The sequence below is a fragment of the Dethiothermospora halolimnae genome, assembly GCF_037577855.1.
Lineage (GTDB): Bacteria > Bacillota > Clostridia > Tissierellales > VENL01 > Dethiothermospora > Dethiothermospora halolimnae.
In genome coordinates this window covers 32,920-54,418 of the sequence record NZ_JBAKFX010000014.1, presented here as the reverse complement: position 1 = coordinate 54,418, position 21,499 = coordinate 32,920, and the positions used below count along the sequence as shown (strand labels likewise).

The following is a 21,499-nucleotide window of genomic DNA, read 5'->3' as shown; positions in this document are numbered from 1 at the left end:
GTACAAAGGGACTGAAAAAGACAGTCCCTTTGTACCAGCTTTTAACATATCCTAGGCACTAATTCCCCTTCTAACATATTTAATATTCTAGTTCCAGCTATTTTGGTTTTTAAATATACTCTGCTTCTATTATCATCTATAACTTCCCCTATTATCTTAGAATCCTTTCCTAAAGGATTCTTCCTCATTTCTTCAAGAACTTTTTTAGCATCATCATCTGATACTATAACTATAACCTTACCTTCATTTGCCATATATAGAGGATCAAATCCTAACATTTCCCCCATACTATTTACTTCATCTTTAATTGGTATATCCCTTTCATTTAAAACTATACTCTTATTACTAGTCTGTGTAATCTCATTTAATGTTGTTCCTAAGCCACCTCTAGTTGGATCCCTCATTACTTTTATATTGTCACTTACATCTAGTATATCTTTCATAAGTTCATTTAACGAACTACAATCACTTCTTATATCCACATCAAAACCCAGTGCTTCCCTTTCATTAAATATACACATTCCATGATCTCCTACAGTACCATTTATTATTACTTTATCCCCTTTTATTATATTATTACAACCTAGTAATCTATGATTTTCTTCTATTATCCCTATACCTGTTGTGTTAATAAATATCTTATCACCACTTCCCCTTTCAACAACTTTAGTGTCCCCTGCAATTATTTTTACACCGATCTCTCCTGCTTCTTTTGCCATTGATTTTACTATTGTTTTTAAAGTTTTTATATTTAACCCCTCTTCTATAATAAATCCCACTGTAATATACTTTGGTTTTGCCCCTACTACTGCCAGATCATTTACTGTACCACATATTGAAAGTTTCCCAATATCTCCCCCTGGAAAAAATATTGGTTTTATAATGAAGGAATCAGTGGTCACCGCTAACCTTTCATTTATATTTTTTAATATACTAGAATCTCCCTGTTGCAATAATATATCATTGTTAAAATACTTATAAAATATATTATTTATTAGATCATAAGTCTTTTTTCCTCCACTACCATGATCCATTGTGATTATATCCATAATAACACCCCTATATTTTCCCATATGTATAATATGCACCACAACTTCCTTCCCTCGAAATCATACAAGGACCAATGGGATTTGATGGATTGCATATTTTAACAAATAGTTTACACTCTATGGGCTTCCTTTTTCCCTTTAAAATTTCGCCACATAGACAATCTTTATTTACCTTAGATTTCATCTCTTTTATATCCAACTTAGACTCTATATTATAACTATTATATTTCTTCTTTAATATAAGTCCTGTATTCTCTATATTGCCAAGCCCCCTCCATATACTAGATGATGGGGTGAATATTTTATCTATCATAGATAATGCCCTTTTATTCCCTTCATATTTCACAACTCTATTATAAATATTTTTAACTTTCCCTTCCTTTTTGTTTATCATTTTAACTAAAAAATATATGGCTACAATTATATCCATATATTGAAAGCCTGCTACAACTCCAGGTATTTTTATTTCCTTAGATAAATCATAAAAGGGTTTAACCCCAATAATAGTACTTACGTGACCTGGATATATAAATCCATCTATATTTATTTCTGGGTCAATTATTATAGTTTTTATGGCATTGGGCATAGTTTTTAGACCCTGTAATATACTATAATTTTTTATATTTTCTTTTTCTGCAATATCTATGCTAAGGGCTATAATAGGTGCTGTTGTTTCAAAACCTACCCCTAAAAATATCACTTCTTTTTTAGGATTTTTCTTTGCGATTTTAATAGAATCAAGGGGTGAAAGGACTATACGGATATCCCTCCCAAAGGCTTTTTCCCTTTTTAGGGAACTATTACTACCAGGTACCTTTATCATATCTCCAAAGGTAGTTATAATAATATTATCCTTTTTAGAAAGCTCTATTGCTTTATCTATATAGCTTTTAGGGGTTACACATACTGGGCAACCGGGGCCAGATATTAACTCTATATTTTGAGGTAGTAACTCCTTTATTCCATTTTTCCATATACTCATGGTATGGGTTCCACATACCTCCATTATCTTTATTGGTCTTTTATTATATGAAATTTCTTTTAATAATCCTTCTACCAGTTTAGGGTTGTTTAATTTTTTTATATATTCCATAGGCTATATTTCCTGTCCATTAGTTAAAATATTCTCAAATAGTTCCAATGTCTTATTAGCCTCCACTTCATCTATCCTTTCTATGGCACATCCTCCATGTAATAAGATGTAGTCCCCTATACTTAGATTATTCACAAGTCCAATATTAGCCTTCATTTTAACTCCTTTAAAATCTACTAAAGCCTCATATTTATAAATTTTTATAACCTTAGCCGGCACTGCTATACACATATTTTCACTTCCTATAATTCTCATTTGCAATAATTAACTGTCCTAATGATATACCGCTATCATTACATGGTATTTTCTTATGGGTGTAGACCTTAAAACCCTTAGATACTAACTTTTTATATATACCTATTAATAATATTTCATTTTGAAATACTCCTCCACTTAATGCAACTTTATCTATATTAAATCTATCCCTTATAAGACCACATACTTTAAAGGAAAAATCTATTATTGTATTATGAAACTTTTTAGATATAATGCTAGGACTTACCCCTTTATTTATATCCTCCACTACTCCCTTTATAATATTATCTGTATTTACAATATGTTTTTCATCTATAGTTTCTATGTCATAACCATACCTTCTGGTTTCATTTTTATCTGCTATATTCTCTAAATATATGGCTCCTTCACCTTCATAGGTCACTCTATTCCCATACCCAACAATAGCTGATACTCCATCAAATAATCTTCCTATACTGGAACACTTTGGAGAATTTATATTATTTTTTATCATAGCCAATAATGGATCTGTATCTTTATCTTTAAAGTGTTTAGGAATATTTCGATATATGTTACTTCCATATAATCTATCCATATAACTTATTGCCATTTTCCAAGGCTCTTTAGTGGCTTTATCTCCCCCGGGCATCTTTATATAATTTATGTGTCCAACCCTATTAAAGTTTTTATAGTTACATATTAAAAATTCCCCTCCCCATAGGCTTTTATCAGTTCCATAGCCTATACCATCAAAGGCTATACCAATAACCCTATCCTTTACTTTATTTTCAAACATACAACTAACTATATGGCTATGATGATGTTGTACAGGCATTTTTTGAGTATCTTGATTCTTTATATATTCCGTTGAAAAGTAATTAGGGTGATAGTCATAGGCTATAACTTTTGGAATGATATTATATATTTTTTTAAAGTGGGCCAGATTACTTTTAAAGTTCTTATAGCTTTCTACACTTTCTATGTCCCCCATATATTGGCTTATAAATATATTATCATTCTTTGATAGGGCAAAGGTATTTTTAAGATGGGAACCACAGGCCAATATATCCGTTGTGTTTTTGTATGTCATGGACAAGGGCGCATATCCTCTGGCATTTCTTATTACTCTTTCTTTATTTAATACAACTTTAACCACGGAATCATCCACGGGAATATGGATTTTTCTATTGTGAATAAGAAAGTAATCTGCGATATTCTTTAAGCTTTTCAGTGCCTCTTTATTTTCATAACATATTGGCATACCGTTAATATTTCCACTGGTTAAAACCAGTACTTCTATATTATCCTCAAATAATAAATAGTGTAGAGGAGTATAGGGAAGCATAACCCCCAATTTATTACTATTATATGCTATATTATGGGGTAGTTTTTCTTTTCCTTTATTAAGTAACAATATAGGCTTTTTATTACTTGATATTATTTCTTCTTCTATGTTGTTTAAGTTAGAATACTTTTTTACTGTTCTTATATCTTTCATCATAAGGGCAAAGGGTTTTGTTGGTCTATATTTTCTATTTCTTAATTTATCTATAACATATTGATTTTTCCCATCACAGGCTAAATGAAATCCCCCTAACCCCTTTACTGCAACTATATTCCCTTCTTTTATAAGTTTAATAGCCCTTTTCATTGGGTCATAAGATGGTATTTCTTTTCCCTGATTGTCCATAAGCTGAACCTTTGGACCACATTTAGGACATCCATTGGGCTGGGCATGGAATCTTCTATCTAAAGGATTGTTGTACTCTTTGTTACAATTATCACACATTTTAAATTCTTCCATAGTAGTTGATACCCTATCATAGGGTAATTCCCTTATTATTGAAAATCTAGGTCCACAATTGGTACAGTTTGTAAAGGGATATCTATATCTTGTATTTTTTATATCTTTGATATCCTCTAAACATTTATCACATATACCCATATCTGGAGATATCAATGTTATAGATTCATCTTCTTTGGCACTATTCTTTATACTAAAGTTTTTATATCTTATTATATTTTTATCCTCTATACTTATACTTTCTATATTAGATAATGAAGGAGGGTCATTTTCTAGTGTATATATAAATTTATCTATATTGGACTTTTTCCCTTCTATATCTATATATACTCCCATTGAAGTATTTTTCACCCATCCCTTTAGGTCATTGTCTAAGGCTAGTTTATACACAAAGGGCCTAAACCCAACCCCTTGTACTACTCCCTTAACTTTTATATATTTTCTAACCAACCCCATTATCTTTCTTCCTTTTTATTTCTTCTTTTAGATATTTACATAGTTCATTTACACCTTCCTTAGTTCTACAGGACACTTCAAATATCTCTGTATCTCCATTTAATAAGCTTATATTTTTATAAAATTGATCTAAATCAAAGTCTGTAAGCTCTATCATATCCATTTTATTTAACACCACTACACTGGATTTCTGAAACATAGCTGGATATTTAAGGGGTTTGTCATTTCCCTCTGTTACACTCATAACTGTAATCTTTATATCTTCACTTAAGTCATAGGATGCAGGACACACTAGGTTTCCCACGTTTTCTATCACTAAAAAGTCTAAATTATCTATATTTATATGTTTTAAGGCATCAGTAATCATAGAAGCCTCTAAATGACAAGCTCCCCCTGTATTTACTTGAACAACATCTATATTATGGCTTTCTATTCTCTTAGCATCCTTATCGGTATATAAGTCCCCTTCTATAACAGCCATATTTATTTCTTTATCTGTCTCCTCTATCATCTCTTCCAATAAAGATGTTTTTCCAGAGCCAGGGGAACCCAATAGATTTATGGTATATATCCCTTTAGAATCTAAAAACTTTTTATTTTTCATAGCAATATTATCATTATTCTTTAATATATTTTTCTTTACTAATATTTGTTTCAATCTACTCACCTTCTATACTTTCTAATAATAATTCGTATCCATCTATTATATTAGAACTGAACCTATTACATTTGGGACAGATTTTATTTGTATATTCAATGTTAAATTCATGTTTGCAGTAGTCACAATAGGCCCTCGCCTTTACCTTTACTATTATTAATTCTGCATCTTTACAAATCGTTTCTTTAGCCATTGATTTAAAGACAAATCTAAGGGAACTCTCCTCTATACATGTAAAGGAACCTATTTTTAAAACCACTTTATCTATCCTTTTTAGATTATGTATTTTTATATTTTCATTTATTATTTGAAATACCTCTGTCATAACCGATACTTCATGCATTATATTCACCTAACTCAATCATCTTTAATATTAGCTTTATTTTATTTAAAACATTATCACATATATAATCAAATTTGGTTTCTAGGTGATATGAGATATCTAAGTTAAAAGAAATATCAAAAACTTCAATTCCTATAATATATCCAACTATATTTTTATTATTTTTAATTATCATGTCAATAAGATTAATATCATGTTGACCCTTTGGCTTATCTATATATTTTATGTATTCTTCAAATGTAAATAAAGTTATATTACCAGCATCTAATCCCAAATATGTACTATCTAGTATAATAACAATATCATTATTACTAATATTATCTAAACAATATAAAAAGTCTGTTTCCCCAAAGATTATATCTATTTTTTCATCTATTTCTTTAATATCATATTGAATTTTTTCAAGAACCTTTAGTCCTATGGCATCGTCGCCCATAAGTCTATTTCCTATTCCTATAACTTTTATCATTTTTATACTACCCTTATTCTTACACTAGGATGTTTTTTACTTATAATATGGGTTGCACAGGATATACATGGATCGAAGGATCTAACTACCCTTCCAATTTCCACAGGATTTTTTACATCTTCAATATAAGTTCCCATTAAAGTCTTTTCTATGGTTCCCTTAAGACCATTTGAATCTGTCGGGGAAACATTCCATGATGTGGGGGTTATAATGGTGTATTTTTCTATTTTTTTATCCTTTATAGATAACCAATGACCCAATGCTCCCCTTGTGGTATCTTTAAGTCCTATACCATATGCATTATCAGGGATTTCATACCGTTTTTGATTAGTGGGTTTTAGTTCTATTTTCTGTAAAAGATCTTCTATTATATAGCATATTTTCTTAGCTTCCAATGCCCTAGCTATGGTTCTATCCATTGTTGAGACTCCCCTATTATATTCCCCATTTAACCATAGTCTAGCTAAAGGACCTACTTCCATTGGAAGCCCATCATATCTAGGAGCCTTAACAAAACTATATCCCTCTTCTTTATGTACATCTGATTCCACATACCCCTCCTTTGGTTCTATGTTTACTTTATCTCCCCTATACCATGCATGATATATATTTTCTGTAATTTTATCTCTATCAAAACTATACCTATTATTATCTATTAAAACTCCAGGCTTAACGTATACTAAAGGCTCATTATAATAGCTATCAAATACTCCATAACTCATAAAGTTTCCATAACCCTTACCATTATTAAAATAATCATTATAATATCTAGATATAATATAAACGTCATCTATCATAACATTTTCTATAAAATCCTTAATTGATGATAATATTGATTTTACTTCTATAAATATTGATGCATCCATATTTACAGTTACTCCACCAACAAATACACCATGATTATGGGGAGCCTTTCCTGCTAGGATAGCCAACATTTTATGGGCAAGTCTACTATATTTTATTGAATCTATATAGTGATTACTTAATCTTTTATTTAATTTATCTGGCAACCTATAGTCCCCACCAGAACCTTTATAAATAGGACTTATTTGGGGACCCTTTACATAGTCAGGAAATGTGTATTGATAAAAATGTCTTAGATGATTTTGTAAAAACTCACACCCATGGATTATATCCCTTATCATCGAATCATTTTTATTAGCAGTAACTTTAAGGGCATCCTCAAGGGCTGATGCCGATGATATAGAGTGGGCTGTGGAACATATGCCACATATTCTTTGGGTATAATATATGGAATCTAGGGGTGGTCTCCCCTCTAACATTTTTTCAAATCCCCTAAAAAGCATACCACTACTTTTTGCATCCTTTATAATATTATTTTCTATATAAACTTCTATTTCTAGAAATCCACTTATCCTTGTTAATGGATTAATCACTATCTTTTCTCCCATAAATATCCCCCCTAATACCTTACAAATGGTTCCATAGAATCGGGAAATCCATTTCTAGCACAGCCTATACAAGGGGTGTTATCCCCTATTGGCCAATTTATACTGGTATTCCATCTCCTTATTGGACAATCTGTTCTTGTTATTGGACCCCTACAGCCTAGTTTAAACATACACTCTTTATCACCTAGTTTTTCTGCAAACATTCCCTTTTCAAAGTAGGATCTTCTGGTGCATCTATCATGGATTGTTACTCCATAGAAAATTATAGGCCTATTTTCCCTATCTAGGGTTGGTTTTCCAAAGGATATAATATGGGCTATGGTTCCCATTATCCATTGGGGATGGGATGGGCATCCTGGAACCCTTATTACTTCCCTATCTAAAAAGTCATATACACTTTTACTCCCCGATGGATTTGGTCTTCCAGCTGAGGGACCTCCATAGGACGCACATGATCCCACTGCTAAAACATATTTAGCCTTTTCCCCTGCCATAGTTACGGCTTCCATCCCTGTTATATATTTATCATTGTACTTGGCTATAACATTATATAGACCATTGTCCTTTGTTGAAACTGCCCCTTCTACCACAAGGATAAACTCAGTCTCTAATGTATCTAAAAATCTTTTAAAAGCTACTTCTCCTTCATCTGCCATAAGACTATTATTATATGTCATATTTACCATACTATTAAGGAAAAATACTACATCAGGATTTTCTCCATTTAATAGGGATATAATGTTTCCAGAACAACCACAGGCTTCAAGCCAAATAAGATTTATTTTTTCTGTTTTATTTAATTCTATCTCTTCTATAGCTAAATCAATAATATGCTTTGGAATTATTTTTTTATTGTCTAATACAGGACATTTATTATAATACAAATTAAGTCCCCCTTAATTATTCCTTTAAAACTCCCACCTTAGGGAGATTTTCTAATATTTCTTTATTCCCATGGCATCCATTAAACTGATTAGTTAAATCCTTCCCCGCATATAGTCCAAAATGGGTTCCTCCACCCCAGGTGGCATCCAAACTTACATCATAGACAATGCCATCCACTGCCACATAAGCAGGATCTCCATTGGAACCATCGTACTTTGCTAATTCTTCTAAAGTAAATTCTCTTTCATCTAAATTATTTAATTTTAAGTTTTTATAATTAATAAGATTTTTTAATTTATCAGTTTCATATTTTAATAGTTCATTATAATAAACCCTTTGATAATAGCAATAACTAAGGTTAAGCATCCTTTGTAGATAGTTTATTTTTTCGTGGCATTTTCTAATTTCAGACTTTATATTATAACTTTTTTCCACATTATCCTCCATCCCCCAATTAAAACCTTAGACAAAGGGACAGTCCCTTTGTCCCAGGTTTTAGCCGATATTATTACATCACTTAATAATTATTCTAACATTTGGTATTTTATTACCACTTCAACAAAAATGACCATAGTCAATATTATTACTTTTCATTAACAGAGGAAAAGCACGATATTAAGATAATCACTGAAAAAGCCAATGATGAATTGTTAACAGAGTCTGAAATAACTAAGGATAAACATTGGTGTTATATTCACTGTTGGGAAAAAATAAAATTTGATTTTGAAGATGAGGCTTTTATTTTTGCAAAAACCTGAGACAAGGGGGACTGTCCCTTTGTCTCAGGTTTTATAACATAAAATCTATTTCATGGGGTTCGTCTCCCACTTTGATTTCTGAAATGATTTCATAGGTTTTTGTATCTATTACTGTAATGTTATTAGTCTCCTTATTTGTTACGTAGACTCTATTCTTCTTAGGTACAATAGAAATATGATTTGCTATACCATTTGTTTTTATACTTTTAATAACCTCTCTTTTTTCTATATCAATTACACTAACATCATTGGAATACATATTGGTTGTCCAAACTTGTTTCCCATCATTAGATACCGCTACACCATGGGTTCCTTCCCCTGCCTCTATGGTATCTATTAACTTCTTCTTATCTAGATCTATAACAGATATTGTTCCACTTTGGACATTCGCTACATATAGGTACTTGTTGTCTGGAGATAATTCAGCCTCATTGGGCATAACTCCAACGTCTATCACCTTATCTATGGTTTTTTTATCAACATCAACTATTGAAACACTATTTCCCATAACATTGACCACATAAGCATATTTACTATTCTTTGAAAAATCTATATGGGCCGGACTACTTTCATCGGACTTGATAGTCTTTACTATTTTATCTTTTTCTGTATCTATTATATTTATATAATTATATTCTTCTTTCTTGTCAGTCCACCCACTGGTTACATACAGATATTGACCATCAGGAGTTATATCTATACCATGTAGATTTCTTCCTGTATTTATTTTTTTTATTAGTCCTTTAGTCTCCATATCGTATATATAAACTTCTCCCTTTTCTAGGTTTCCTGTGTATAGTTTCTTTTTATCGGGAGTTATCGCAATACCATGGGAAGTTGAATCTCCTACTTCGATTGTTTCTATTACCCTATTTTCCTCTGTATTTACTATTGATATATCACCACTTTTTGCATTTGGTATAAATGCAGTAGCATTACCCTGTTCTTTTGTTAGATATAACATTGATAACCCCAATGTTAACAGTCCTATAATAGCCACACCATATTTATACTTATTTCTTTTTTTCATTATAAAAAAACCTCCTATATCTAGTTGTTTATCTTTTCAATATCCCATTTGAATGTTCTCTTCTCTGCTCCACCTATATCTAGTAACTGTAATTCAACGTGCTTTGTATATTTATCAAATACCTTCTTACCATTATATTCATTAGGCAGTTTAAGATAACCATTTATATGATGTCCTCCTCCACCTTTTTGCTCCCATTTAAAGTTTTCCTTTATTTCAATTTCCTTATCTATTTTTAATACAGCAGCACTGGCATAATCAATTGCTTCTAAGTCTACTGAATGGGTATTTAAATATATGTTAAATATTACAAACTCATCATTTACTTCTAATATATTATTTAAAACCATGGCTACATCTATAGGCCCTTGACTGTCCTGTCTTACTAGATCTTCTTCTGTAATCTTTTTTTCCTCTTCCTGTTCTTCCTTAAGTTCTTTATTTTCATCTTCTACATTTTTATCTTTTATAGCTGATTTGTCTAAATCGACCTCATCTAGCCCTGTACTATTATCAAATGCAAAATATAAACCTCCTGCTAAAATAATAGCTGCTACTATTATAAATATCTTTTTCATAGCTTACCTCCAAATAGTTTTATTTAGTTTCATCACAAAAGGGACAGTCTCTCCAACTAATATCAATTAATTTGCCACAATTTTTACATACTCGCTTTAACTTTTTATTGCAGTTAGTACAATGTATACTATCTTTATTTATTTTCTTTTTACAATAGATACATAGCTCTTCATTTTTATTACCATCTTCACCCCCTTCAAAAAAATAGTATAAGATGATAAATAGCATAATATATATAATAATCATCTTAATAACACTTCCTTTTATTCATATAGTTATTTATATTGCAAACTATATGCCAATTTTCTAAGTCCTATTTTTTAAAGTTTTAGATTGTGTGTCGTGGCAGATGCCACTATCACTCCTTATCATTGGGGACTATAGCACACTATTTGAAATGGATATCTATATTCTATATAATGTTATAAAATATTTTTTTAATATTAGATAAAAACTTTAAGGGGGCTTTTTATGAAATATAATTTAAGGAGTATTAGAAAAAAAGATAAAAACTTTATTTATAATGTTAAAAAATCATCTATTTATAATTATGTTAAAAAAATTTGGGGCTGGGATGAAGAATATCAGAAAAAAGATTTTGAATCTGATTTTAATTTAAAAGATTTCAAAATAATTGTAGTTAATGATAAAGATATTGGATTTATACAGATACACAAGACTGATTCAAATGTAAACATAACAGAGATTCATATAACTTCAAAATATCATGGTTATGGAATTGGGAGGGATATAATAAATAATATTATTGATGAAGCCCTTGCCAAAAGTAAAACCATTACAATTGGTTGTTTTATTAATAATATCCGAGGAAAAAGTTTATATGAAAGATTAGGGTTTGAAGTTGTTAATAAAACAAGTACCCATTATGAAATGAAGTACTCTAATGAATGTATTAAATAAGTTGGGGGATTACGAATCCCCCAACAACTAAAAATTATTTATTTTGTAATCCTTCAACTAAAAATTATTTATTTTGTAATCCTTCAATAATAACAATAAAAAAGAGCCTTTTCCGGCTCAATATTTTCCATATTATGTAAATTATTTTTAGCTACTATTCACACTATCATTTTATAATAAAAACACCATATAGGCAAGATATTTTTAGTATTTCTATGAATTTGCCACCATAAATAATTTATTAATGCAACTAAGTATTGAGTTCTTTACTATAGTCCCATTGGGAATTTTCATTTATCCCTCGGTTTATGTATAATATTACTACTTTCTAAAAAGTCTGGAGGGATAGTATGTTAGCTAATAAACATCAAGATTATAACAATGAGAAAGGTTACTTAGAAAGAACCTACGGTTGTATTAATGATGAAATTTCTTATCTTGAAAATGAGATAAATATTTTTTTAGAAAATCTAACGTCATTAAAAAAATCCTCGGGAGGTAATTATTCGGATAAACTACAAGTAGAATCTAATTTATACGAACTTAATACTAAAAAATTAGAAGAACTAAAAAAAGCCCAGGATAAACCCTATTTCGGGAGAATTGATTTCAAGCAAATGGGAAAAGATGACGTCGAAACATTTTATATAGGCAAAACAGGTCTAGAAAAAAGAGATACTCAAGAAAGACTTATGGTAGATTGGAGAGCACCTATAGCAAGTTTATATTACGGCGGGGAATTAGGAGATGTTATGTATACTGCTCCCGAAGGATTAATGATGGGAGATTTGGTCCTAAAAAGACAATATGAAATAGAAGATAAAATATTAATAAATATTTTTGATAAAGGACTTACCCCCATGGATGAATTCCTCCAAAATGCACTATGGCAAAAAAAGGATAATAAGTTAAAGGATATAGTTTCAACAATACAAGGAGAACAAAACGATATAATTCGAGGAGAAAAAGATCAAGTTTTAATAGTACAAGGAGTTGCAGGAAGTGGTAAGACAACAATAATTCTTCACCGTGTGGCCTATCTTTTATATAATTATAAGGACATTTTGAAGCCCGATAAAATACTGATTGTTGTCCCCAATAAACTCTTTCTAAATTATATAAGTGACGTTCTTCCCGATCTAGGGGTTAATGATATTAAACAGTTTACATTTACTGACTTGGCCCTAACCCTATTAAATGAAAATTATAAAATTATTGATATGGAAAAAAGTTTTTCTACCCTTCTAGATAACGGAGTCAATTCAAAAGATAGCAAAAAAAAAATCAATTTTGTTTCATCTTTTAAGGGATCATTATATATAAAGGATATAATAGATAATATAGTAAACCATATCACTGACACCATAGTACCTAAACTTAATTTTAATATAGATGGTCATACTATATATTCTTATGATGAAATTAAATATATGTTTGAAAAAGATTATAGTTATTTACCCATAGTCCCTAGAATAGATCAAATAAAAAGGTATATAAAAGGAAACTTAAAAAATAGGTTAAAAGAAATAAAGGATGAAATTAATGATAAGTATTATTTAAAAATCTCTAATTTAAAAGACAGCATAAGCTGTGAAGAAACATTACAAAAGAAATTAATTAAAATCTATGATGAACGGGACTTAATGATAAAAAATCTAGATAAGAAAAAGAACCCATCTTTTAAAAAATATTTTAGTCAATGGGATCAGCCTGATATTGAATCTTTGTATAAAGCTTTAATAACTAATCCTTCCATATTAAAAAAATACAGCTATAATAAGTTAAATGAAAGTGATATTAATATAATTACCGATTATTCTAAAGAAATAATTAGGAATAACTCCTTTGAAAAGGAAGATTTATCTCCCTTATTATACCTAAAATCAAAGTTAATAGGCTTAGATATGAAGGGACACTTTAGTCATATTGTAGTAGATGAGGCTCAAGACCATAGTCCCTTTGAAATGTATATATTGAATCTCCTTAGTTTAAATAGTTCCTTTACCATTGTTGGGGACCTATCCCAAGGTATATATTCCCATAGTGGTATAGAGTCATGGAGTGATTTAAAAGACCATGTGTTCAACAAACAAAATATAGAATATCTGACCATAAAAAAATGTTACCGTTCAACTATGGAAATAATAAGTTTTGCCAATGAAGTTATAAAAAAATCTTCCAATAAAGATATCACCCTTGCAGAACCAGTTCTTAGAACAGGAGAAAAACCCTTTATTATAAACAAGAAAGAAGAAACTAATTTAATAGATGATATAAAAAATCGATTAGTAAAATTAAAAAATAAGGGATATGAGTCAATAGCAATAATTTGTAAGACTGAAAAAGATAGTATCAAATTATACAACAAACTAAAAGATAGGGATTTAAACCTACAACTTATTACCGACAATGATACCGTTTATCAAGGTAAAATAACTATTATCCCCTCCTACTTATCAAAAGGGTTAGAGTTTGATACTGTAATAATTTATGACTGTTCCCATGGTATATATAATAAAAATGAATTGGATATAAAACTTTTATATGTCTGTATAACAAGGGCCATGCATGAGTTATATATTTATTATAAAAATAAATCTTCTATATTAATTGAAGATATTGCTGGTGATAAATTCAACAATGTATAGGGATTTTAGATTAAAAGTCCCTATGAAACACTTGCCTTTATCCATACAAATTGATATTATTGTGATAGTTATCTTATTATTTTAAATTTTAAAAATATTTTTACCGATAAAGCTAAATAATAAGATATCTTAAATCTTAGAAAAAATCTAATATGAAAGGAATGATGTTTTCGTGAGCAATTTACATATAGGTGGGGTACTAAAAGGTTAGTAAACTTGTCTCCACCTTTACCTAATATCAAGTTTAAATAATTGAAAGGTGGATAAATAAATGGATCTTTTAGAATTAGTTGAATTATTGGAATTAGATAATATTGATACAATAACCTATGCGTCTCCAATTAACCTTGTAGCAACTGGGAAGATTTTAGGCTTTAATAATAACACAAAAGCTATTGATTTTGGATGTGGTCGTGGTGGAGCCCTAAGTTTATGGGGTAAGTATTTTGGTATAAAAGGAATAGGTATAGAACTGGATTCTAACTTTTGTAATGTTGCAAACAACAAACTTATGAAGTATAATCTTAATGATAATATCGATATTGTAAATATGGATGCTTCAGCCTATGAGTTTGATAAAGGAACCTTTGATGTAGCAAGTTGTATAAATGCTTCATTTATATTTGGAGGATTTAAAGGTGCAATACAAAAACTTAAAACAGCTATAAAACCTAATGGAGCCATAATTATAGGTGAGCCATACTATACTACCCATGATATACCATCGGAATTACGTGAATCAGAGGGCGACTTTCACACAGAAAATGAGATTCTTGATATAATCCATGAAGAAGGCTTTGAACTTATGTTTATTAAAAGGGCAAATGTAGATGATTATGATAGATATAGATCAAGTTTTAGAGGAGATCTTCAAAAGGTAAGTGCAAAATATATGTGGCAACATCACTTTGGTTCTGCACTTTATGTAATTAAAAATGTAAATAAAGACTCTTAGAGTTTACCATGTAATAAATAAAGAGACCTAACCTAAGATATATCTTAGGTTAGGTCTCTTTATTTGGTGAGATAATATTTTCAACAAGTCTTCAATTGTTTTTATTGACAATGTCACAAAATTTATGTATTCTATGGTAATATATATTTTTATGGTACTAACTATATATAATATTTATAAAAAATATAAGGGGGCTATAACATGTTAAAAGACATTAACTCATTTGATACTATTGATAGTTTTATAGAACATTTAAAGAAGAAAGAAAATGTAGTAGGTATAGTAGAGTATGGAGGAAGGACCCACAGTAACATGGACATCGGAGGGGATTATGACCTCACGGTTATATTTGATAAACCTATATCTACTAACTTTACAGGGGTACATTTCCATATTAATGATATTCCAATAGACTGTATGCTTCTATCTATTGACGACTTTTTAACTGATACTCCATCTGATGAGTTTCTATTATGCCATTTAAACTGTACTATACTTTTTGATAGGGACGATACAATGAAAAATATTTTAGATAAAATAAAAAAAGCTTGGAAAGTACCAGAGAAATTATCTGATTTTGAAAAAACTAACTTTAGATTTTCCTTCCAACACATATTAGATAAATTGGAACATAGGTTACATAAAAACGAATTATATTCTAAATATTTTATATTTTCTTCCTTTGACTGGTTCCTATCCTGTTATGCTAGAATAATGAACCTAGAACTAGGTAAACCCAAAGCTCATATTAACTATATAAAGGAAAATGATAAAGAATTATTCTCTATTATAACTAGGATGTATACTGAAAATAACCTAGATGTGCAGTTTGAAATGCTAAAAAAGTGTTCTAAACATATGTCGGCTTCTATTGGAGGCCCATGGAAAAAAGATGAAGCCTTATTTCATATAATACCCGATGGAAAGATTAATTATAGTGAGCAAGAAACTGTGGCTAAATTATTATTTCAATAATTTTTTTATTATGGTTAATACTGATTATAAATTTTACTATGCTATATACTAGGAATATCTCCCATTTAATGTTTGCTAATAATTTTATTGTATGTTATAATATGTTAATGTTAATTTTGTGTAATATTTTATAAATATACGACACTATAAAGGGGGATATTTATGAGATTAAATAATGAAATGATGGAAATCTTAATTGCTTTGCTAAGAAAAGATAGCTTTGATGAAAAATTATTTTATCAGTTTTCTAATTTAAAACAAGTAAAGGACTTAATTAATCATGATAAGATACTTAATAGAAAAACATCAGTAGACTCTTTAAAAAACTCTTTAATTAATGCTATTAATGGTAATAATGACGATGACCAATGTTATATGTTTAATGATGTTAGAAAGAATTTAGACGAACTAGAAAAGATTATACAAAGGATTAACAATCAGAAAAAGATACTTACTAATAATATATTTACTGAAATAGAACCCTATGCACCAAAGGAACCTTTCCAAGACTGTACATATTACTTCTATGCAGGGGGCATCGACGGTGGTTTTAGCGAAAAATCAGGAGAGATCTACATAAATATACATAATCTCCTACGTTCTCCAGATGAACTAGAAGGTATTTTGGTCCATGAATTTTATCATGCTAGAAAACATCCCTTTGAGATAAGTGATTTTTTTGTTTTTGATTTTTCCGAAGATAATTATTTAAAAACTACTTTCAACTTTATATTTGAAGAAGGTATAGCTACTTTAATTCAATTGGAATATCGTAAAAGGGGAGAAAAATTTAATAATAATTATGAGTATATGAAGATATTAAGTGATAGTATCGAAGATATCTATAGTAAAAATGAACCTCCCGAAAAATCTATGGCTAACTTCTTTAATAATTTTGATCATATGTATGTAGTTGGCTATTGGTTAGCCCACACACTTTATAACCACGGAGGTAAAGAAACATTAAATTACTGGACACTGGAATATGACTATAAAAAGTGTTTAAAAATATTTATTGAAGAAAGCAGAAAAGGAAAAATCAAGTCGGGTTTTTCAAAGGAAGTGGAAGATTATCTTTTAAAACACTGCTGTTAAAATCAATATAAAAATAAAGGCAGAGAAATTTATCCCTCTACCTTTATTTTTATGCCTTATAATGACTCTTTATATATAGTAGAAACCAGTTCCTCTGTTGACCCAATAGGAGAACATCCCAATAATAAATCTAAACTTGGTGTATTAAATGTAAGTTCAACTAACCTCTCTATATCCCCTTCATTAAATCCTAAGTCTCTAAGATTCTCAGTTACTCCTAAGCCATTTAGCCATTCCCTTATACCACTAGATACTTTCTCGGCCTCTTCTTTCTTACCCTCTAGCCCTGGAACTATCGGAGATAATACATCTGCTAAAACTTCAGGCTTAACTCTATATGTGTGCTTTGCAATAGAAGGTAACAATACTGCTAAGCCAAGCCCATGACTTAAATTAGGTTTCATTGCACTTAATGGATGTTCCAATGCATGGGTTAAATGGATCATACCATTATCAAAACATATTCCTCCCATTAAAGCTGAATAAGCTAAGTAATACCTTGCTTCTAAATCCTCTCCATTTTCTACGGCTTTTGGTAGGTACTTGTGTACTAGTCTAACAGTTTCCTTCGCTAGTAATACTGAATATGGACTTGTTACTACAGTTGTACATGCTTCAAATACATGATTTACCGCATCTATTGATGTATATAGTGTTTGAGACTTAGGAAGTGAAATCATTAACTCTGGATCATCAATAGAATACATTGGATAACTTAAATCATAGGCTATAGCAGGTTTAAATTCTTTGCCATCTTCTAATATACTTGTAACAGCAAATCTATTTCCCTCGGAACCTGTACCATGGGTAGTATTTATCGCTACAACGGGTAAAGCTTCTGTTGGCGTAAACTCTCCTTCATATAATCTAGCAGTTGTTTCATTAGGATAATTAATCATTATAGCAGCACTTTTAGCTGTGTCTATTACACTTCCTCCCCCTATTGCTATAACAAACTTTGCTCCTAATTCTGTTCCCATTTTTGCTGCCTCATCAACTTGGGTATTTAGTGGATTTGGAGTAACTCCATTATATAAAACATATTTTATATCATTTTCCTTTAATGCTTTTTCAACATGGTCCCAGGCTCCACATTTTTTATAACTAGATTTTCCTGTTACAATAAGAACCTTATCCATTCCCTTTTCCTTTACTTCCTTTGTTATATCAAATATCTTTTTAATAGCACCGGCACCTAGAAAAACACTGGTTTTACCTCTAATCTCCCTTACTTCATTAATAGGCATAGTACTTTCCCACATTAATAATCCCTCCCAATTTTTATTGTTATTTTTTTAACGCATTTGATTGTAACATAAATTTAGATAAAATATTTATGTTACATTATTAACTTTTACCCATTAACACTACTTAAAAACATTTTAACTTAGATGCTTGTGTTAAATCATGTAGTTGAAGTGTCCATAAGCTAAAAGTTAATTTTTTTATTATTTGATATAATATAACAATTAGCTTCTTGTGTCAATATATTTTCTTATAATAAAGCCATCGGAATATATCCCGATGGCTTTATTATACTAATCATTATTTTTAAAAGCTTTTCTTAACGTAACTGCCAATCCTCCCCATAATACAATGGCTCCAAATAAGAAAAATATAATAGCTGAAGTATTCACCTACTCCACCTCCCTATTATCTAAAGCACCTTTTCTCCACCTAGTTTTAGATGTTACAATAGCAGTTATTATTATAGCTCCAACAATACCCCATCCTAGTAACATTAGGGCTGACATTGTATAATCTCCCCCTCCATAGGGAGACTTTATTTCCGTTATAATATTACTTACTACCATATAGATTAATATAGCAGGAGTCACAAACTTAATCATAACCTCCCACCATTTACCTATAGGATAAATGGATACTGAGTTAGTATGTTTTCTTATCTTATCTGCACCAACTACCCATCCAATAATAATGGCTTCTAATAATCCCACTACAACAATACTAAATGAGTTTATAAAGGCATCGATTATATCTAAGAAATATAATCCTGCCCCGGTGGCATATAAGATACTTATTAAATATCCTACTATTGCTGTAATAGTAACTAATTTCTTCCTTGAAGCTCCAGTTTTGTCCTTAACTGCTCCTATAAAGGCCTCCATTAATGATATACTGGATGTAAGTCCTGCAAACACTAAAGATATAAAGAATAATACTCCAAATAATGTACCCATAGATCCCATTATTGAAAAGACTTTAGGAAACACTACAAATGCCAATCCTATACTTTCTGTTGCCACATCTTCAATAGGTACACCTTGACTAGTTGCCATAAATCCTAATATTCCAAACACACCTATGGCACATAAAAATTCAAAACCACTGTTGGCAAAGGCAGTCATAAATGCACTATTATTCAAGTCAGATTTTTTAGGTAAGTAACTAGAATAAGTTATCAAGATTCCCATTGCTAAACTTAGTGAGAAAAACACCTGACCATAGGCATCTATCCATACATCTAATTCCATAACCTTAGACCAATCGGGGGTAAATAGTTTATTTAATCCAACATAGGCTCCCGGTAATGTAACACCTTTTATAACAATAATAATCATAATTCCTAAAAGAGTTGGTAATAAAATTTTATTTAATTTTTCTATTCCACCGGATACACCTTTATAGGATATAAACCAATTAAAAGCCCAAATTATTGTGATGCCTATAAATATTGGCCATCTCATGCCTGCTATATCAAATGGCCCACTTGAAACCTGTAAAAAATCATTAAAGAAAAAATTATTTGGATCTGCTCCCCAAGTTTTACCAAAAGAAAATATTAAAAAGTTCATAGCCCAACTCAATATCATAGTATAATAAGTTAAAATTATAAAAGATGAAAAGCTTGGCCACCAACCTAACCACTCAAATTTCCTATTAGCCCTTGCAAAAGATAATGCTCCTGATCCTCTAAATTTGTGACCAAATCCATACTCCAGTAATACTAAAGGTATTCCCGCTGTAAATAATGCTACAAAATAGGGTACTAAAAAGGCACCTCCGCCATTGGAATAAAGCAAGTAGGGATATCTCCAAATATTACCAAGTCCCACCGCAGAGCCAACAACTGCAAGTATAAAACCAATCTTTGACCCCCACTGTTCTCTTTTTTCTTCCATTTTACCACTCCTTTTCAAAAATTTTAGAATATTAAGATAATTCAACCTTTCTCACCAATATAATAATTTTAACCAAATCTATAATTTTTATTACATTACTCCCTTTTATAATAAAAATTCATTATATTATCTTAATATTTCTATCATTTTATTAAAATATGTTCACATTATAGCAATTTTCGACTTCATTTTCAATAATAGTTATTTTTTTAACACATTTTTATACTTCATCAACAACATAAAAATACTGCTTTATGAAATCATAAAGCAGTATTTTTATGTTGCTATTCACTTATTAGTTATTATAAGTATTAGCCCCATTAAATTTATAGACTTTTTTTAATGCCTTCACTATAATTACTGTTATAACCCCAGCTACTATCATCTCAGGTATCCCGTGGGCAGTTATAATACCTAAGACTATTCCCTTTGCAGTTTGTGAGGAATCCATTTTCTCTACAATATCTTGTGCATAGAGTATGTATATCATACCCATTACCCCTATAGTATTGGTAATACTTCCTAGTGCTGCTCCAATAATAATACCTAAATTTTCATTTAGCAACCTCTTTATAGCCACATATACATAATAGGATATAATGCCAACCAAAACTCTAGGTACTACAGAAACTAAAGGATTTATAAATGCAAATGCCAGTACACTTGTAGGCTGGGTTAGATTTCTAAGTAAACTAGATAATCCAAAAAATAATCCAACTATACCTCCCACATATGGTCCTAAGACTATGCCTCCTATTATAGTAGGTATATGGGCAATTGTAGCATTAATAACAGGTAACCTTAAGGTTCCTATGGGTAAAACATCCAGTAAGACCGATATGGCTATCAAAAGTCCCATTAATACAAACTCTCTAGTCGAAATTTTTTTCATTTTTACTCCCTCCGTTCTCGTTTCTTGCGAATACAAGACGTATTTTGATTTTGAAAAGTAATACTACTGTAGTTCGATTCCCAATGGATATCGACTATTT

23 protein-coding genes are annotated in these 21,499 nt (G+C 30.3%); 6 read left to right on the top strand and 17 right to left on the bottom strand.

The features are described 5' to 3' along the window. Positions 1-41 precede the first annotated feature (41 nt). The 10 genes from hypE to V6137_RS07825 are packed head-to-tail and all read right to left on the bottom strand — an operon-like array spanning position 42 to position 8,838. The gene (gene hypE / locus V6137_RS07870) at positions 42-1,049 is read right to left on the bottom strand and encodes a hydrogenase expression/formation protein HypE (RefSeq protein ID WP_425447359.1); all 1,008 of its coding nucleotides are present in this window, start codon (positions 1,047-1,049) and stop codon (positions 42-44) included. Positions 1,050-1,059: 10 nt separating this feature from the next. After that, on the bottom strand, positions 1,060-2,142 hold the full coding sequence (hypD, locus tag V6137_RS07865) for a hydrogenase formation protein HypD (protein ID WP_425447358.1): 1,083 nt from the start codon (positions 2,140-2,142) through the stop codon (positions 1,060-1,062). Positions 2,143-2,145: 3 nt separating this feature from the next. Beyond that, on the bottom strand, positions 2,146-2,373 hold the full coding sequence (locus V6137_RS07860) for a HypC/HybG/HupF family hydrogenase formation chaperone (protein ID WP_425447357.1): 228 nt from the start codon (positions 2,371-2,373) through the stop codon (positions 2,146-2,148). A 4-nt stretch (positions 2,374-2,377) separates the two neighbouring features. After that, positions 2,378-4,636: a carbamoyltransferase HypF gene (gene hypF / locus V6137_RS07855; protein WP_425447356.1), complete on the bottom strand. Its 2,259-nt coding sequence runs from the start codon at positions 4,634-4,636 to the stop codon at positions 2,378-2,380. Next, positions 4,623-5,294: a hydrogenase nickel incorporation protein HypB gene (hypB, locus tag V6137_RS07850; protein ID WP_425447355.1), complete on the bottom strand. Its 672-nt coding sequence runs from the start codon at positions 5,292-5,294 to the stop codon at positions 4,623-4,625. Before hypB ends, hypF begins: the two co-directional genes overlap by 14 nt. A gap of 1 nt (position 5,295) precedes the next feature. Further along, a complete protein-coding gene (gene hypA / locus V6137_RS07845) occupies positions 5,296-5,637 on the bottom strand; it encodes a hydrogenase maturation nickel metallochaperone HypA (protein WP_425447354.1) in 342 nt (113 codons plus the stop codon). Then, positions 5,630-6,106: a hydrogenase maturation protease gene (locus V6137_RS07840; RefSeq protein WP_425447353.1), complete on the bottom strand. Its 477-nt coding sequence runs from the start codon at positions 6,104-6,106 to the stop codon at positions 5,630-5,632. The genes hypA and V6137_RS07840 overlap by 8 nt, the downstream gene beginning before the upstream one ends. Before the next feature lie 2 nt (positions 6,107-6,108). Further along, complete coding sequence (locus V6137_RS07835; RefSeq protein WP_425447352.1) at positions 6,109-7,518, bottom strand: nickel-dependent hydrogenase large subunit; 1,410 nt, start codon at positions 7,516-7,518, stop codon at positions 6,109-6,111. A gap of 11 nt (positions 7,519-7,529) precedes the next feature. After that, positions 7,530-8,402 (bottom strand): hydrogenase small subunit, encoded by an 873-nt coding sequence (locus V6137_RS07830; RefSeq protein WP_425447351.1) that lies wholly within the window; start codon positions 8,400-8,402, stop codon positions 7,530-7,532. A gap of 16 nt (positions 8,403-8,418) precedes the next feature. Continuing rightward, on the bottom strand, positions 8,419-8,838 hold the full coding sequence (locus V6137_RS07825; RefSeq protein ID WP_425447350.1) for a cytochrome b5 domain-containing protein: 420 nt from the start codon (positions 8,836-8,838) through the stop codon (positions 8,419-8,421). Between the two features lie 101 nt (positions 8,839-8,939). Here V6137_RS07825 and V6137_RS07820 point away from each other — a divergent pair, with 101 nt between their 5' ends. After that, positions 8,940-9,161: a hypothetical protein gene (locus V6137_RS07820; RefSeq protein WP_425447349.1), complete on the top strand. Its 222-nt coding sequence runs from the start codon at positions 8,940-8,942 to the stop codon at positions 9,159-9,161. A 31-nt stretch (positions 9,162-9,192) separates the two neighbouring features. On the opposite strand, the gene V6137_RS07815 is transcribed toward V6137_RS07820, so the two are convergent. From V6137_RS07815 to V6137_RS07805, 3 genes are read right to left on the bottom strand one after another with little or no spacing between them, the layout of a single operon-like run. Beyond that, the gene (locus V6137_RS07815; RefSeq protein WP_425447348.1) at positions 9,193-10,191 is read right to left on the bottom strand and encodes a YncE family protein; all 999 of its coding nucleotides are present in this window, start codon (positions 10,189-10,191) and stop codon (positions 9,193-9,195) included. Positions 10,192-10,211: 20 nt separating this feature from the next. Continuing rightward, positions 10,212-10,769 (bottom strand): hypothetical protein, encoded by a 558-nt coding sequence (locus tag V6137_RS07810; protein ID WP_425447347.1) that lies wholly within the window; start codon positions 10,767-10,769, stop codon positions 10,212-10,214. 19 nt (positions 10,770-10,788) lie between these two features. Beyond that, positions 10,789-11,016 (bottom strand): double zinc ribbon domain-containing protein, encoded by a 228-nt coding sequence (locus V6137_RS07805; protein ID WP_425447346.1) that lies wholly within the window; start codon positions 11,014-11,016, stop codon positions 10,789-10,791. Positions 11,017-11,241: 225 nt separating this feature from the next. Between V6137_RS07805 and V6137_RS07800 the strand changes: the two genes are divergently transcribed. The 5 genes from V6137_RS07800 (at position 11,242) to V6137_RS07780 (ending at position 17,364) form a co-directional block, all read left to right on the top strand. Continuing rightward, complete coding sequence (locus V6137_RS07800; protein ID WP_425447345.1) at positions 11,242-11,691, top strand: GNAT family N-acetyltransferase; 450 nt, start codon at positions 11,242-11,244, stop codon at positions 11,689-11,691. 350 nt (positions 11,692-12,041) lie between these two features. After that, positions 12,042-14,339, top strand: coding sequence for an RNA polymerase recycling motor HelD (gene helD / locus V6137_RS07795; RefSeq protein WP_425447344.1), 2,298 nt, complete (start codon positions 12,042-12,044; stop codon positions 14,337-14,339). 271 nt (positions 14,340-14,610) lie between these two features. Continuing rightward, on the top strand, positions 14,611-15,294 hold the full coding sequence (locus V6137_RS07790; RefSeq protein WP_425447343.1) for an SAM-dependent methyltransferase: 684 nt from the start codon (positions 14,611-14,613) through the stop codon (positions 15,292-15,294). Positions 15,295-15,495: 201 nt separating this feature from the next. After that, on the top strand, positions 15,496-16,269 hold the full coding sequence (locus V6137_RS07785) for a hypothetical protein (RefSeq protein WP_425447342.1): 774 nt from the start codon (positions 15,496-15,498) through the stop codon (positions 16,267-16,269). Between the two features lie 162 nt (positions 16,270-16,431). After that, positions 16,432-17,364, top strand: a complete 933-nt coding sequence (locus V6137_RS07780; protein WP_425447341.1) for a DUF5700 domain-containing putative Zn-dependent protease — start codon at positions 16,432-16,434, stop codon at positions 17,362-17,364. Positions 17,365-17,420: 56 nt separating this feature from the next. Here the strand turns inward: V6137_RS07780 and V6137_RS07775 are convergent, their stop codons facing one another. From V6137_RS07775 to V6137_RS07760, 4 genes are all read right to left on the bottom strand, one after another. Next, positions 17,421-18,626: an iron-containing alcohol dehydrogenase gene (locus tag V6137_RS07775; protein WP_425447340.1), complete on the bottom strand. Its 1,206-nt coding sequence runs from the start codon at positions 18,624-18,626 to the stop codon at positions 17,421-17,423. Positions 18,627-18,902: 276 nt separating this feature from the next. After that, positions 18,903-19,001: a MetS family NSS transporter small subunit gene (locus V6137_RS07770; RefSeq protein WP_425447339.1), complete on the bottom strand. Its 99-nt coding sequence runs from the start codon at positions 18,999-19,001 to the stop codon at positions 18,903-18,905. Continuing rightward, the gene (locus V6137_RS07765; protein ID WP_425447338.1) at positions 19,002-20,507 is read right to left on the bottom strand and encodes a sodium-dependent transporter; all 1,506 of its coding nucleotides are present in this window, start codon (positions 20,505-20,507) and stop codon (positions 19,002-19,004) included. Positions 20,508-20,802: 295 nt separating this feature from the next. Further along, positions 20,803-21,399 (bottom strand): ECF transporter S component, encoded by a 597-nt coding sequence (locus tag V6137_RS07760; RefSeq protein ID WP_425447337.1) that lies wholly within the window; start codon positions 21,397-21,399, stop codon positions 20,803-20,805. Positions 21,400-21,499: the final 100 nt, after the last annotated feature.

Bases quoted from the DNA above. Each gene is read 5' to 3' on its own strand.
- V6137_RS07810 (WP_425447347.1), bottom strand. From the start codon at position 10,769: ATGAAAAAGATATTTATAATAGTAGCAGCTATTATTTTAGCAGGAGGT.
- hypD (WP_425447358.1), bottom strand. From the start codon at position 2,142: ATGGAATATATAAAAAAATTAAACAACCCTAAACTGGTAGAAGGATTA.
- V6137_RS07780 (WP_425447341.1), top strand. From the start codon at position 16,432: ATGAGATTAAATAATGAAATGATGGAAATCTTAATTGCTTTGCTAAGA.
- V6137_RS07775 (WP_425447340.1), bottom strand. From the start codon at position 18,626: ATGTGGGAAAGTACTATGCCTATTAATGAAGTAAGGGAGATTAGAGGT.
- V6137_RS07835 (WP_425447352.1), bottom strand. From the start codon at position 7,518: ATGGGAGAAAAGATAGTGATTAATCCATTAACAAGGATAAGTGGATTT.
- V6137_RS07785 (WP_425447342.1), top strand. From the start codon at position 15,496: ATGTTAAAAGACATTAACTCATTTGATACTATTGATAGTTTTATAGAA.
- V6137_RS07860 (WP_425447357.1), bottom strand. From the start codon at position 2,373: ATGTGTATAGCAGTGCCGGCTAAGGTTATAAAAATTTATAAATATGAG.
- V6137_RS07815 (WP_425447348.1), bottom strand. From the start codon at position 10,191: ATGAAAAAAAGAAATAAGTATAAATATGGTGTGGCTATTATAGGACTG.
- V6137_RS07800 (WP_425447345.1), top strand. From the start codon at position 11,242: ATGAAATATAATTTAAGGAGTATTAGAAAAAAAGATAAAAACTTTATT.
- helD (WP_425447344.1), top strand. From the start codon at position 12,042: ATGTTAGCTAATAAACATCAAGATTATAACAATGAGAAAGGTTACTTA.
- V6137_RS07765 (WP_425447338.1), bottom strand. From the start codon at position 20,507: ATGGAAGAAAAAAGAGAACAGTGGGGGTCAAAGATTGGTTTTATACTT.
- V6137_RS07805 (WP_425447346.1), bottom strand. From the start codon at position 11,016: ATGATTATTATATATATTATGCTATTTATCATCTTATACTATTTTTTT.
- V6137_RS07840 (WP_425447353.1), bottom strand. From the start codon at position 6,106: ATGATAAAAGTTATAGGAATAGGAAATAGACTTATGGGCGACGATGCC.
- hypF (WP_425447356.1), bottom strand. From the start codon at position 4,636: ATGGGGTTGGTTAGAAAATATATAAAAGTTAAGGGAGTAGTACAAGGG.
- V6137_RS07760 (WP_425447337.1), bottom strand. From the start codon at position 21,399: ATGAAAAAAATTTCGACTAGAGAGTTTGTATTAATGGGACTTTTGATA.
- V6137_RS07790 (WP_425447343.1), top strand. From the start codon at position 14,611: ATGGATCTTTTAGAATTAGTTGAATTATTGGAATTAGATAATATTGAT.
- hypE (WP_425447359.1), bottom strand. From the start codon at position 1,049: ATGGATATAATCACAATGGATCATGGTAGTGGAGGAAAAAAGACTTAT.
- hypA (WP_425447354.1), bottom strand. From the start codon at position 5,637: ATGCATGAAGTATCGGTTATGACAGAGGTATTTCAAATAATAAATGAA.